The sequence below is a fragment of the Chryseobacterium sp. P1-3 genome (assembly GCF_000738495.1).
GTDB lineage: Bacteria > Bacteroidota > Bacteroidia > Flavobacteriales > Weeksellaceae > Chryseobacterium > Chryseobacterium gallinarum.
The window spans coordinates 15,068-29,325 of sequence record NZ_JPEQ01000008.1; the positions used below are offsets into that span (position 1 = coordinate 15,068).

14 protein-coding genes are annotated in these 14,258 nt (G+C 37.4%); 4 read left to right on the forward strand and 10 right to left on the reverse strand.

All coding sequences use genetic code 11. The annotated features are described in order from the left end of the window. Positions 1-90 precede the first annotated feature (90 nt). The 7 genes from HX13_RS25625 to HX13_RS12910 all read right to left on the reverse strand — a co-directional run bounded on the left by HX13_RS25625 (position 91) and on the right by HX13_RS12910 (position 6,435). Entirely contained in the window at positions 91-1,809 is a 1,719-nt protein-coding gene (locus HX13_RS25625; protein ID WP_262483552.1) for a gliding motility-associated C-terminal domain-containing protein, read from the reverse strand. Beyond that, positions 1,745-2,443 (reverse strand): choice-of-anchor L domain-containing protein, encoded by a 699-nt coding sequence (locus tag HX13_RS24310; RefSeq protein ID WP_262483550.1) that lies wholly within the window; start codon positions 2,441-2,443, stop codon positions 1,745-1,747. Before HX13_RS24310 ends, HX13_RS25625 begins: the two co-directional genes overlap by 65 nt. Before the next feature lie 217 nt (positions 2,444-2,660). Next, on the reverse strand, positions 2,661-3,212 hold the full coding sequence (locus HX13_RS12890; RefSeq protein ID WP_050021449.1) for a DUF1003 domain-containing protein: 552 nt from the start codon (positions 3,210-3,212) through the stop codon (positions 2,661-2,663). A gap of 12 nt (positions 3,213-3,224) precedes the next feature. Then, the gene (locus HX13_RS12895) at positions 3,225-3,995 is read right to left on the reverse strand and encodes a TIGR02757 family protein (RefSeq protein ID WP_050021578.1); all 771 of its coding nucleotides are present in this window, start codon (positions 3,993-3,995) and stop codon (positions 3,225-3,227) included. 7 nt (positions 3,996-4,002) lie between these two features. Then, positions 4,003-4,917 carry a ribonuclease Z gene (locus HX13_RS12900; protein ID WP_050021450.1) on the reverse strand — a complete coding sequence of 305 codons (915 nt, stop codon included), beginning with the start codon at positions 4,915-4,917 and terminating at the stop codon, positions 4,003-4,005. Positions 4,918-4,985: 68 nt separating this feature from the next. Then, on the reverse strand, positions 4,986-5,573 hold the full coding sequence (rdgB, locus tag HX13_RS12905) for an RdgB/HAM1 family non-canonical purine NTP pyrophosphatase (RefSeq protein WP_284347460.1): 588 nt from the start codon (positions 5,571-5,573) through the stop codon (positions 4,986-4,988). A 31-nt stretch (positions 5,574-5,604) separates the two neighbouring features. Then, positions 5,605-6,435, reverse strand: coding sequence for a CPBP family intramembrane glutamic endopeptidase (locus HX13_RS12910; protein WP_050021451.1), 831 nt, complete (start codon positions 6,433-6,435; stop codon positions 5,605-5,607). A gap of 221 nt (positions 6,436-6,656) precedes the next feature. Between HX13_RS12910 and HX13_RS12915 the strand changes: the two genes are divergently transcribed. The 3 genes from HX13_RS12915 (at position 6,657) to HX13_RS12925 (ending at position 9,534) form a co-directional block, all read left to right on the forward strand. After that, positions 6,657-8,252 (forward strand): peptide chain release factor 3, encoded by a 1,596-nt coding sequence (locus HX13_RS12915; RefSeq protein WP_050021452.1) that lies wholly within the window; start codon positions 6,657-6,659, stop codon positions 8,250-8,252. A 354-nt stretch (positions 8,253-8,606) separates the two neighbouring features. Next, positions 8,607-8,918: a hypothetical protein gene (locus HX13_RS24315; protein WP_238555321.1), complete on the forward strand. Its 312-nt coding sequence runs from the start codon at positions 8,607-8,609 to the stop codon at positions 8,916-8,918. Then, positions 8,884-9,534 carry a DUF4349 domain-containing protein gene (locus HX13_RS12925; protein WP_050021454.1) on the forward strand — a complete coding sequence of 217 codons (651 nt, stop codon included), beginning with the start codon at positions 8,884-8,886 and terminating at the stop codon, positions 9,532-9,534. Before HX13_RS24315 ends, HX13_RS12925 begins: the two co-directional genes overlap by 35 nt. Before the next feature lie 289 nt (positions 9,535-9,823). Here HX13_RS12925 and HX13_RS12930 read toward each other — a convergent pair whose 3' ends face one another. Together HX13_RS12930 and HX13_RS12935 are read right to left on the reverse strand one after the other, a co-directional pair. Then, positions 9,824-10,189 (reverse strand): hypothetical protein, encoded by a 366-nt coding sequence (locus tag HX13_RS12930; protein ID WP_050021455.1) that lies wholly within the window; start codon positions 10,187-10,189, stop codon positions 9,824-9,826. 24 nt (positions 10,190-10,213) lie between these two features. After that, positions 10,214-11,353 carry an acyl-CoA dehydrogenase gene (locus HX13_RS12935; protein WP_050021456.1) on the reverse strand — a complete coding sequence of 380 codons (1,140 nt, stop codon included), beginning with the start codon at positions 11,351-11,353 and terminating at the stop codon, positions 10,214-10,216. Positions 11,354-11,552: 199 nt separating this feature from the next. Here HX13_RS12935 and HX13_RS12940 point away from each other — a divergent pair, with 199 nt between their 5' ends. Next, a complete protein-coding gene (locus tag HX13_RS12940) occupies positions 11,553-13,331 on the forward strand; it encodes an AMP-dependent synthetase/ligase (protein WP_050021457.1) in 1,779 nt (592 codons plus the stop codon). Between the two features lie 150 nt (positions 13,332-13,481). Here the strand turns inward: HX13_RS12940 and HX13_RS12945 are convergent, their stop codons facing one another. Then, the gene (locus tag HX13_RS12945; RefSeq protein ID WP_050021458.1) at positions 13,482-14,258 is read right to left on the reverse strand and encodes a zinc ribbon domain-containing protein; all 777 of its coding nucleotides are present in this window, start codon (positions 14,256-14,258) and stop codon (positions 13,482-13,484) included.

A 14,258-nucleotide genomic window follows, 5' to 3' on the forward strand; every position in this document is an offset into this window, starting at 1 on the left:
TATTTATTATAGAATATCAATTTTATTTCCACCAATATACTAAAAAAAGACCGACAAAACCGTCAGTCTTTTAACTAATATCTAAAAAAATCATTCTATATTTTTCAGCAATATCCAACCTGTTTTTACAGTGAGCTGCTTGCTGGCCGGATCTTCATAAGTCACCTGATACCAGTAGGATGCTGTAGGCAGTTTCTTACCCTGGAAATATCCATCCCAATAAGGCCTGATCTTTTCTGCCTTGAAAACTTCCCTTCCGTACCGGTCATACACCACTCCACTAAAATCCTTATAATCACTTACTCCTCTGAAATCAATAATATCATTGATGTTATCTCCATTCGGAGTAATTACATTTTTCATTACGAAAGTAAAGAATTCCAGGAATCCTACACAACTGGTGTATTTAACTCTTACACGGATGGAAATCACTTTATTTCTTGGAACATTACCGAATACATTGGAAGATTGCCATGTAATCCCGTTATCTATTGAATATTCCAGTATTCCGTTACTAGGATTACTGGCTGTTATAATCATGGTTCCGTTCTCGTTATAATCTACATTGGTAATTTCAGGAATGATTGCTTTTATAACCTCTGTTTTATATACATCAGAGCATACACCGTTACTGATTTTCACCGTATAAACTCCCGGAGTTCCTACAGAAATGCTCTGAGTGGTTTCTCCTGTACTCCATTCGTAGGTATAATCAGGTCCCGCGCCGGCATCCAGAACGATCTGGTCTCCCTGGCAAATATGGCCTCCCTTTAATTTGGAAACAATAGCGGGTACTACTTCAACGGTAACACTGGCCGGCTGTAAAGACTTGCATCCCTGTGCTCCGATTGCATACACTGTATAAGTAGTTGTCTGCGTTGGGCTCACTGTTCTTACCGGTGTTGTGGCTGAGCTGTTATTCCATTGATAGGTAACGCCTCCTGAAGCCGTTAATACCACTGACTCTCCTACACAAATTTTTAATTTTGTTGCATTAAGCACAGCTACCGGTGTTTCTTCCCTTCTTAAAGTTAATGTAGCAATCTTACTACAGAAAGCTCCGTTGGAAACAAGAACATATAAAATTTGTCCGTCTGTTCCGTTATAACTGGTCAGGTTGGTAATGAAATTATTATTTTGAGCCTGTGCATCAGCCTGAGTGGTATAAAAACGGAATACAGCTCCCGGAGTGGTACTGATCAGGGGTTTTGCATCTTCCAAATTAAAAGTATTCAGAGCCGGTGTTGCACAAAGCTTCATGGTGGCATCCTTTACAGTAGGGCTCGTTCCTCCCACAATAGTTATCGTTGCTTCTCCGGGACACTGGTTCCCGGGAATCATTACTTTTACGGTATAAACACCCGGCTGATTGGCTATATAAACGGCATTGGTAGCCCCGGGAATTGCCACATTGTCTTTATACCATTGGAAAGTCATTCCAGGAATGGCTGCTAACTGTGCTTTCAGTTGTTTAGGGGTATTATCACACATATTGATGCTGTTGGGCAGGGCAACCCCGTTTTCATCCACAATTTTAATCCCGATATCAAAAGAACCTCCTTCCAGGAACACTGCAGAATCGTGTCCCCTGTCCCTTGCATCCGCAAGAACCATTTTGAAATGGTAGGTCTGCCCCGGAATAACATCGGCAACAGCTGTTAACGGAACTGTTCTTCCAAAATAATTAATTCCAACATGGGGATTGTTCATTGCTCCGAAATAGGTGGCATTGATCGGGCCACAGCTAAATCCGTTTCCGGCAGGTACAATATTTGTAGCACTTACCGGGCCTGCACCATTGGGTAACACAGCAAGATTGGTATACGTAGGATCTCCCGCTTTCTTTAAGAGAAGGGCAAAAGCATCCTGAACATGGATAATCTGCATCATACTCTTCAGAAGCAAATATATAATTAAATTTTACCTGGGTAGAATTGGGAACAAAATCAAATTCAAGCGCTACTGCATCCAGCAGGGCATATGGAGGATTCGTTGCTGTAACAAGGTCCGGATCACTTCCCGTACCTACCTGTCCGCTAAGCAATCCGACATAGCTGTTCCCGGCCTGCCGTGCATAACCTGTTGTCAATACAATTCCATCTGTAAAAGGAAAACTGGCTGTTCCTTTATTGAAATATCCCCAAAACCTATCGTTATCTCCTACCGCGTGATTGGGAGAAACCGTGACATTGGTTACGTTAGCAGTGGTACAATTGGTTCCTCCGTTAATCAGAATATTCTTTACCAATTGTTCGGCAGTATAGGTAGAACCTACATAAGGAGTTACGTTTACGTCTATAAATGCGCCTGCTCTGAGACTGGCTGCAGAAGGTTTCACTTTTTTGGACATTCTTCTGTCGGGTGCCGTCTGAGAAAACGCAGAAATAGAAATCAGTAAAAACGCAAAAAGAAAAAAGTAGCTTTTTACTCTATAGTTTAACATTTTAATTTCATTTGTCCAAATGTACCAAAAATTTCTAAACAAAATGATCTTTCTCAACCTAAAACCCACATTTAATCAATTTATTAATAATGAAAATTTCTTATTATTAAATTTTTCATAAAAAAAATTATGTATGAAAATTTTAAACCCAATGATATTTAATGCTAAAAAAAACAGATCAACCCATGCTGACCTGTTCATACTTATATTATTTTTTTTAATTCTTTTTCAGCTGATCAATTTCATTCTGAAGCTGGGAAATAATGTCTTTCAGGGCTTTTATTTCATTTTTATTTGAGCTTACATTGCTTTTCAGCATTACGTTTCTGGCTCTTTCATTATGATCTTCCTCTTCTTCCTCTTCATTAATTTCCTCAAGGTCTTCCTGAATATCTTCAATATCTTCGTTGATTTCTTCAATATCCTCACTGATTTCTTCAATGTCTTCGCTTATTTCCTCGATATCCTCCTGGATGTCTTCGATATCTTCACTGATTTCTTCAATGTCTTCCTGGATATCTTCAATTTTTTCGTGGCTTTTATTGACTGACATCTGAATAAAAATGGCCAGATAAATAGCTTCTAAAGATAATACCGTAGTGAGAATCAGAAGCATTTTATCAAAATCAACAATATTCAGCATAGGAAGCAGAAAGGAGGTGATAAAAAGCAGCGTATGCACGATTAATGATTGAATAGACCCAATCCATGATGTAATGCTATCGGCTATTTTTTCAAGAACTTCCGTTTTTTCGTTGTATTTTTTCATCCTTTTATATTTTTACAAGAGTTCTTTGGTAACCCCTAGTCCAAACAGGGCAAAATCATATTTTGCCGGATCATTTTCATCCATCTTTCTAATGGCGACATCCAGTTCTTCCACCGTCTTCCAGTCATTCTGCGTTCTTGAAACCAATCCCAGTTTTCTGGAAATATTTCCGGTGTGTACATCTAAAGGGATAGACAGATATTTGGGATCTATATCTTTCCAGATTCCAAAATCTACTCCCCGCTTATCTTTACGTACCATCCACCTCAAAAACATTATAATCCTTTTGGCGGAAGAATTTTTGTACGGTGAGCTGATATGTTTATGGCTTCTGTGCTTTTCAGCTTCCAGAAAATTATTCCTGAACCTTTCAATGGAATGCAGAAAATTATTTTCTCCTTCTTTTATTATAAACAGATTTTCCAGGCTTTCATTTTCCCTGTATATTCTATTGAACTGTTTGATAAAATAAGCAAAGTCCTCTCCGTTAAAAGTCCTGTGAATGCTTTTATCCTGAACACTTTCCAGATCTTTCCCAGAATAATTCATTACAAAATCGTAGGGAGAATTTCCCATAATATCAAGGATTTTCTCCGCCGATCTGATAATAGCTTTTCTGTTTCCCCAGGAAATTGTTGCTGCCAGAAACCCGGCAATTTCTATATCCTGTTTTATAGAAAAGCGATGTGGAATCTGAATCGGATCATTTTCAATAAAACCAGGAGCATTATACTGATCTGCCTTTTCATCCAGGAAGTTTTTTAATTCTTCAAAATTCAGCATATCCATCTTAAATTTTTACACTTTCCAACGCCTTGGGCAAAAATGTATTCGGAAAAATGTTTCTTGCTTCATCTGTAAATACAGTCAAATCGGCATATCTGTTGGAAAAATGTCCCAGTATCAGTTTTCCCGCCTGTGCTTTCTGAGCAATCATTGCTGCCTCCAGCGCGGTGGAATGCCCTGTATAATCTGCCATTTCTTTCAGATCATGCAAAAATGTGGACTCATGATACAGCACCGTTACATTTTTAATAATTGGAATAATACTTTCGAGATAACGGGAATCACTGCAAAATGCATATGATACCGGTGGAGCGGGATCAATTGTTAAAATCTCATTTTTAAGTACATAGCCATCACTCAGAACAAAATCTTTTCCTGCTTTTATATGATGATAGTCACAGGTTTCTATTTCACTGTACTTGGCAATCTCTTTCATATTAAGATGCCTTTCTTTGGGTTTTTCCTTAAAAAGGTAACCGTTACAATAAATCCTGTGATCTAAGGGAATCGTATAGACTTCCACCCTGTTATCTTCATAAATTTTTTCTGAATACTCTTTGTCCAGTTCATGATACACTACTTCAAAACCGCGATGTGTTTCAGTAATCTGAAAAATGGTTTCGAGCATCTTTTTAATTCCTTTAGGCCCGTAAACATGCAACGGGTTTTCTCTTCCTAAAAGACGGAACGACGCAATAAGCCCGGGAAGCCCGAAGCAATGATCCCCGTGAAGATGGGAAATGAAAATATGGTTGATTTTTGAAAATCTTGCTTTTGCTTTTCTCAGCTGAACCTGGGTGCCTTCTCCACAATCAATCAGGAAGTGTCTTTCTTCCATTTCCAGCAGCTGTGCCGTAGGGGAAGAATTGATGGTCGGGATTGCTGAATTAAAACCTAATATCGTTAAATAAGTGCTCAAATCAATAGTTTATGATAACAAATGTACAACAGAAAATATAAATGGATAGTTGATCTATATAATTAAAATTAATCTGTCACTTTTAAAAAATCCATCAATAAGTCTAATGCCTGTTTACGGTGGCTGATTTTGTTTTTGTCTTCCGGATTCATTTCTGCAAAAGTTTTTTCATAGCCTTCAGGCACGAAAATAGGGTCATACCCGAATCCTTTGAGTCCTTTATTTTCAGTCAGCAAATTTCCATATACCCTTCCCTCAAAATATTGGGGACCATTTTCATCATAATAGCATAAAACAGTAATAAAGTATGCTTTTCTGTTTTCTATCCCCTGCATTTCTTCCAACACTTTTTCAATATTCCTAGCAAAATCATGATCTCCCGCATAACGGGCGGAGAATATTCCCGGTCTTCCGTCCAGTGCTTCCACTACCAAACCGCTGTCATCTCCCAGACTGGGAATTCCTGTTTTTTCAAAGCAATATTTTGCTTTGATCAGGGCATTGGCATGAAAAGAATCTCCGTCTTCTACAATTTCTTCATGGATGTTATAATCCGTAAGGCTTTTCACCCTACAATCATGCCCCAGAATCTGCTGGATCTCTTCTTTTTTATGTTCGTTGTGAGTGGCTACTAATAATTCCATTTCTATATTCATTTTCAATTTTACTTTTTTTTAATTCGGCTGGTTACATTTCAATGTAATGTACTTTGTATTTTTTCATAAACAGATAATAAAATAAAGAAAAAAGTACAAGCCCTATAGCTAATATCAACCATTCTGATACCTTAAAAGCTTGCGCAAAGCTTTCGTTTTTACCGTAAATAACCAATAATGAAAGGGTCAGATTATTAAATCCATGCAGTAACATCGGGATCAGCAGGGATTTTGTTTTATAATATACCAAACCCAGGACACATCCCAGCAATACAGCACTGATAAACTGCCATGGATTTCCGTGAACCACTCCAAAGATTACCGAAGCATATACAATAGCCTTCCATGGAGCAATACCTTTATTGATCAGTCCCTTCTGGATAATTCCCCTGAAGATAATTTCTTCAAAAACAGAAGCCATAACTACTGTCATAATAAGCATTACAACAGGATCATCCGTCAGCTGATCCATAAGCCGTACAAAATACTCATAAAAGTCTCCCCAAAAAGGTCCCGTTGTAGGAATCTGAGCCGTAATAAATTCTGAAATAAACATCATCCCGGCCATCATAGGAAATACAAGAAGGTAAGTATAAAAATTAACAGAAGAGAAATTGAAATTCAGCTTCATATGGGTGGTGCGCCTTACAATAAAAAAATCGAAAAATGCAATTGCCGTAAGAAATCCTACAGAATTGGCCACCATAAGGAACCATTCTTTGAGCTCCAGATTCTCCTTGAAAACCACTTTCCAAAAAGTACTGAATAGGGAAACGGCCATAGTTCCTACAAATAAACCCACCACTAAAGTAACAGCGCCTAACCACGTGAAGGTAAACTTCGGATATCTGCTATTTTCCATTCTTTTCTGTAAAAATTTATGGAAACAAAGATAATTTTTTTGATAGCTACAGACAACTAAAAAAGGAAATACTTAGATTGCCAAACTAAAATTACCCTGCTGCTTTCCATCGTTTAGTTTTAACGATTCTACCCACTGCTCTCCTATCTGGTAAGCATTGTCGCAATTTAAATTTGAAAACCTCACAAAAAATCACGATTTTTGCAACTTCAAAATACGATATGTCAGACTTAATCAAAGAAATACAAAAAAGAAAAACTTTTGGAATCATCTCTCACCCGGATGCAGGAAAAACAACCCTTACTGAAAAGCTACTTCTTTTCGGAGGGGCCATCCAGGAAGCGGGTGCGGTAAAATCCAATAAAATAAAAAAAGGAGCTACTTCCGACTTTATGGAAATTGAAAGACAGAGAGGGATCTCTGTAGCAACGTCCGTATTGGCTTTTGAATATAGAGATCACAAAATAAACATCCTTGATACTCCCGGGCACAAAGATTTTGCTGAGGATACCTACAGGACTTTAACGGCTGTAGATTCGGTAATTGTTGTTATTGACGTTGCAAAAGGGGTGGAAGAACAGACTGAAAAACTGGTTCAGGTATGCCGGATGAGAAACATTCCGATGCTGGTATTCATCAATAAGCTTGACCGTGAAGGTAAGGATGCCTTTGATCTGCTGGATGAAGTGGAACAAAAATTAGGCTTAACAGTTTGTCCGCTTTCTTTACCAATTGGTATGGGAAGTGATTTTCAAGGAATTTATAATATCTGGGAAAACAATATTCAGTTATTTTTAGAAGAGAAAAAACAGAAAGTTGGAGATTCTATTAAGTTTGATGATATTAATGACCCTTCAATTGATGAAGTGATTGGTGAAAAAGCCGCTAATACTTTAAGGGAAGAACTGGACCTGGTCCAATCCGTTTACCCTGAATTCAATCGTGAAGATTATATGAAAGGTAATTTGCAGCCGGTTTTCTTCGGTTCTGCTTTAAATAATTTTGGAGTTCGTGAATTACTGGATGCCTTTATTGATATTGCTCCGATGCCACAGCCAAAAGAAAGTGATACCCGTCTGGTAAAGCCAGAAGAAAATGCTTTCACGGGGTTTGTTTTTAAAATCCATGCTAATATGGATCCTAAGCACAGGGACAGATTGGCTTTCGTGAAAATTGTTTCCGGAACATTCAAAAGAAATGAAAACTATCTGCTGGTAAGGGAAGGTAAAAAGATGAAATTCTCTTCGCCCAATGCGTTCTTTGCCGATAAAAAGGAGGTGGTAGAGGAAAGTTTTCCGGGGGATATTGTAGGTCTTCATGATACAGGAAGCTTCAGAATCGGTGATACGCTTACTGCCGGTGAAAAGCTTAGCTTTAAAGGGATTCCTAGCTTCTCTCCTGAACACTTCCGTTATATCAATAACAGTGATCCATTGAAAGCCAAACAACTGGCAAAAGGTATTGACCAGCTTATGGATGAAGGGGTTGCACAGCTATTTACCCTGGAAATGAACGGAAGAAAGATCATCGGTACCGTAGGAGCGCTTCAGTACGAAGTGATCCAGTACCGTCTTGAGCATGAATATGGTGCTAAATGTACTTATGAACCACTTTCCATGCATAAGGCATGTTGGGTGGAAGCCGATGAAAAGTCTGAGGAATTCAAAGAATTTGCAAGATTAAAGCAGAGATTCCTTGCCAGAGATAAGTATAATCAACTGGTATTCCTTGCTGATTCTTCGTTTACTATTCATATGACCCAGGAAAAATTCCCGAATGTGAAGCTTCATTTTATCAGTGAATTCAGGGACAACTAATTAAAAAGCGAGTTTGCGAAAGGGCAAATGTTAAAAGATATATCCGCGGAAATTGTTCTGCGGATTTTTTTTGATCATACTTAACCATCAAAAATTCAAAGAATTTTTGACATCCTCCGGAGAAAGGGAATTATCACATCTTCAATTATGGTATTTGTTATTATTGGAATGTTCAAAATCTAATATCTGGTATAAAACATTTGTAAATCTCTTGTAAAACAAATACAAAATACTGAAAATAATACAGTTACAATTTTACGACTAGAATACATTTCATTTACAAGTGCTTAAGAAGCTTCATGGCTAATTTTACTTCATCAAAAAATAATATTATGAAAAAGTTCATATTACTCATTGCTATTTCAGGTTCTTTTATTGCCTGTAAAAAAAGGTGGGATTTCGCAATCTAAATTGGAAGAAGCTGCCAACAGTATAGACAGTACAGCTTCTGTTGCTTCAGACGCTATTGATAATGCCGGTAAAACAGCCAATAATGTCCTTGATTCTGCAAGTATCAGAATAAAAGATATTGAAGGAGCTAAAAATGATATTCAGGAGAAAATAGAAAGCACATCCAAAATGGTAGATTCTCTATCTGATAAAATTACATCTACAAAACTGGAGTCAAAAATTGAGAAAAAAAGATTCTGCAGCGAAGCAATCTGAGAAGGTTGCGACAAACGTTCAAGTACCTAAAGTGATTAAAGAAACCAAAATCATTTACAAAGAAAAACCTAAAAACGACAGCTATGAACTGAATATACCGAAAGATAAAATGGTAAAAACAGGCTATCTTGTGGTAAGAGCTGATAATGCTGAAACGGTAAAAGAAATCATCAGAGAAGAAGCCATCAAAAACAATGGATATGTTAAAAGTGAAAACCAGTCTTATATTGAACCGGCTAATCCACGTGATGAAAATCAAAAAGTTTACAGATTGAATATCAAAGTTCCTATTCAGCATTTTGATGGATTAATGGAAGCTTTAAACAGCAATATTGGAGATATTGAAACCAGAGACATTCAGGTTACAGGACGTAATTATACAGATAACACCATCTGCAGCATTGATGTTAATATCACAGGTAAAACTGAAGCTGAAAAGGAACCTGATACTTTTGGCGGAAAATCATTAGCCGCTATTGAATCCGGCTGGGATGTGGTTACTTCCATCGTTCTTTTTCTTCTTCCCTTATGGCCGGTGTTTCTGGTTGGCGGTATTGGATACTATTTTTATAAAAAGAAGAAAAACAATAATATTCCTGATCAGGATTCTCACTAGAATTTCAAAATCCATCCTTGTGATGGATTTTTTATTTTAAGTCATAAATGGCACGGATTTTCACAGATCTTTTATGTATAAGAGAATGGGAAGTTTTTAAGATAATTAAGATACAAAGCTATGATGTAAAAAAAAACACAATTCATTACTTCCTTGTTACTTATTAAAATAGCCCCGATAGTAACGGTTACCCCGCAGCATGATTAGACTCAGCCTGGCGCGAGGAGTATGAGTGGATAGCGGGAAAAGCTCCTAAAAAGAAAAGGCCTCCAAAACGGAAGCCTTTTAATTATTTCATGTTCACTACTTTGTCTACGACAAATTTTGTGTTTCCTCTCCAGGGAAGAGCGCCATTATATTCTTTGTAGTGCAGGTCAAAGGTTTTGCCACTGTTGGTTTCCAGTTGTTTGAAAACTTCAGGGTCATCTACAGAAAATTCGAACTCATAACTTGTAATGGTTCCTGTTTTTCCTTTCCCGAAACCCTCCTGAATCAGTTTACCTTCATAGGTTTTGAAGATATAGCCTTTTTTCATGGCATAGTTCAGATATCCGGACTTCACTCCTTCTCCGAAAACGAAGAAATACTTATACCATACAAATACTCCTAATAATAGCAGTACGACACCGAGGGTAATCCACAAAGATTTTTTCATAGGTAAGTGTGTTTTATTATATTTTTATTTTGCGATACTTCTTGAGATCACAATTTTCTGGATTTCAGAAGTTCCTTCATAGATCTGAGTGATCTTGGCATCTCTCATTAATCTTTCTACGTGGTATTCTTTCACGTATCCGTATCCGCCATGGATTTGTACAGCTTCAATAGTGGTATCCATTGCTACCTGAGAAGCATATAGTTTTGCCATCGCTCCGCTTTCAGAAATATCTTTTCCTGCATCTTTTTCACATGCTGCCTTGAAGCACAACATTCTTGCTGCAGTAATCTGAGTAGCCATATCAGCTAATTTGAAAGCAATCGCCTGATGGTTGATAATTTCAGTTTTGAACGCTTTTCTTGTCTTTGCATATTTCAATGCCAGTTCGTAAGCCCCGGAAGCAATTCCTAAAGCCTGGGAAGCGATCCCTATTCTACCTCCGTTCAGTACAGCCATTGCAAAATTGAAACCAAACCCGTCTGCCCCGATTCTGTTTTCCTTCGGAACTTTTACGTTATTGAAAATTAAAGAATGGGTATCACTTCCTCTGATTCCCAATTTGTCTTCTTTGGGTCCTATTTCAAAACCTTCCCATCCTCTTTCTACGATGAAAGCGTTGATTCCTTTATGCTTTTTTTCAGGATCCGTTTGTGCAATTACAATATAATAAGAAGCCGTACCTCCATTGGTAATCCAGTTCTTGATCCCGTTCAAAAGGTAATAGTCTCCTTTATCTTCTGCGGTTGTTTTCTGAGATGTTGCATCAGAACCTGCTTCAGGCTCAGACAATGCAAAAGCTCCGATTACCTGCCCGCTTGCCAGAGGAGTAAGGTATTTTACTTTTTGCTCTTCAGAAGCAAATTTTTCAAGACCGGCACAAACCAATGAGTTGTTTACGGACATTACAACTGCTGCAGAAGCATCTATTTTTGCGATCTCCTCCATGGCCAAAACGTAAGACACACTGTCCATACCTGCACCCCCGTATTTTGGATCAACCATCATTCCTAAAAGTCCCATTTCTCCCATTTTCTTAACCTGTTCTGCAGGGAATTTCTGATCGCGGTCTCTTTCAATAACTCCAGGTAATAGTTCGTTTTGTGCAAAATCTCTTGCAGCCTGCTGAATCATCAGCTGTTCTTCCGATAAATTAAAGTCCATAAAAAAAATTAATTAGATAGCCGTAAATTTACACTTTTTGAGCAAATAAGGAAAAAGAAATTAGAAACCGTAAAATGCAGAGGTTCTGATGCCACATATTATGGCACACATTGAACTTATTCCCAATTATTACAATCGGATGTCTACAATTAAAAAAAATGCTTATATTTAGATTTCTTTATAAATTACTTAAAAAATCATGACGATCAAGAGATTATTCGATATTCCACACTACGCTTTAGAAAAATATCCTAAAATGGATATGTTTGTGACGAAGTATCATGGTGAATGGAAAAAAACTTCTACCCAGGAGTTTATTAATGAGGGAAATAAGATATCCAGAGGACTATTAAAGCTAGGCATAAAACCGGGTGACAAGATCGCTCTGATCACTACCAATTCCCGTACAGAATGGGCTATAATGGATTTTGGGATTTCTCAGATAGGTGTGGTTTCCGTACCGGTTTATCCGAGTATTTCACCGGAAGATTATGAATTTATATTCAATAATGCCGAAATTCAATACTGTTTTGTTTCCGATAAAGACCTTCTCAACAAAGTGATGAAGGTGAAACATAATATTCCCAGCCTTCAGGGTATTTTCACTTTTGATAATGTAAGCGGAGCGGCTAACTGGAGAGAAATCCTGGATCTGGGAAAGGATGAATCCACACAGATTGAGGTGGAAGATCTTTCCAATGCCATTAATACTGAAGATCTCGCCACTATTATTTATACTTCAGGAACTACCGGAAGACCTAAGGGCGTTATGCTGACCCATAATAATATTGTATCCAATGTTTTGGGCTCCATTCCAAGAATTCCCAAGAAAAAAAGCCTGGATTATAAAGAAACCAGGGCATTGAGTTTCCTTCCTATTTGTCATATTTTCGAAAGAATGCTTTTTTACCTGTATCAGTATAACGGCTTTTCTCTTTATTTTGCCGAAAGTATCGAGAAAATGGGTGAAAACGTGAAAGAGGTGAAACCTCACTACATGACGGTAGTACCAAGATTGGTAGAAAAAGTATATGATAAGATTTACAATACAGGTTCTTCCGCTGGCGGATTGAAATCAAAAATATTCTTCTGGGCCCTCAATTTAATTACCAAAAAGAAAGAAATTTCAAAGCCTTCCGGATTGCAGGAAATCATTGCCGACAAACTGGTATTTTCAAAATGGAGAGAGGGACTGGGTGGTGAAATTATCACTTTGGTCTCAGGATCGGCTGCATTATCCACACGACTGAACCTGATGTTCCAGAATGCAGGAATTCCTATATTGGAAGGATATGGTTTAACGGAGACTTCACCGGTAATTTCAGTAAACAGTTTTGAAAAAATGAAAGTAGGAACTGTAGGAATTCCATTGGATAATTTAAAAGTAAAAATCCAGGAAGATGGTGAAATTACAGTAAAAGGGCCATCTGTTTTCAAGGGATACTTCAAAAATGAGGAAATGACCCGCGAAGCTTTCACCGAAGAGGGTTATTTTAAAACCGGAGATATCGGTCATATAGACAGTGACGGATTTTTACAGATTACCGACCGTAAAAAAGAAATGTTTAAAACTTCAGGCGGAAAATATATTGCCCCCCAGACTATTGAAAACCTTGCAAAAGCTTCTAAATTCATTGAACAGATCATGGTGGTAGGTGACGGTGAGAAAATGCCTTGCGCTTTGGTACAGCCGGATTTTGAATTTGCAAAGAGCTGGGCCATGAGGAATAATATAAGTATCGGCTCCATTCCTGAAGAGATAGCAAAAAGTGCTGAACTGAAACAAAGAATTGAAAAAGAGATTGACGGAATCAATGAACATTTGGGGAACTGGGAAAAAATCAAGAAAATTGAACTGACTCCTGAAGTATGGAGCATTGAAACCGGACTTCTGACCCCAACTCTTAAACTGAAAAGAAAAGCCGTAAAAGAGAAATTTATCGATCTTTACAATAAGATGTACGAACATCAGGAATAATAGAATACAGCCGCTTCATTTGAAGCGGCTTTTTTGTTGTTTTCCTGTTACTATGTTTAATTATATTTAAGCCTAAGATATTATTTGAATAATAATACAAAAAAAGCTGCTTCAGATTTGAAACAGCTTTTCATATGAGTAAATCAATAATTAGAATTTAATTACAGATTTCATTTTTTCGTTTTCTTCCATTACCAACTCATCATCAACAAGGATTTTACCTGAATGCTCATCAATAATGATTTTCTTTCTCTGGGCAATTTCCATTTGCTTTTGAGGAGGAATCGTGAAGAATGACCCCTTAGGAGCTCCTCTCTCTAAACCTACTACTGCAAGACCGTTGATAGAGTTTGTTCTGATTCTGTTATAAGAAGCCAGCAATCTTTCATCAATTTTAGCAGCAAATTCTTTAGACTGCTCCAGTAAGTATTCTTCTTCTTTTTGAGTTTCAGAAATAAGACCGTCCAGTTCTTCTTTTTTAAACTTCAGGTGATTTTTCAGATCCTCAATTTTTGCATTGAGTTCAGCCAGGGTTTCGTTTTTGTGAGCAATTTTAGCTCCGAATTCCTTAATTCTTTTTTCTGCAAGCTGAATTTCCAGATCCTGGAATTCAATCTCTTTGCTTAATGCTTCAAACTCTTTATTGTTTCTTACATTATCCTGCTGAGATTTGTATTTCTCAATTAAGGTTTTTGCATGGTTAATCACTTCATGCTTTGTTTTGATCTGATCTTCCTGATCTTTGATATCTGCATGAAATTTTTCAGCTCTTTTTTCAAGGCCTTCAATCTCAATTTCAAGATCTTCAACTTCAATTGGCAATTCTCCTCTAGTATTTCGGATTTCATCCAATCTTGAATCAATGATCTGTAAATCGTATAAAGCTCTTAATTTTTCTTCAACTGAAATATCGTTGGTTTTTGCCAT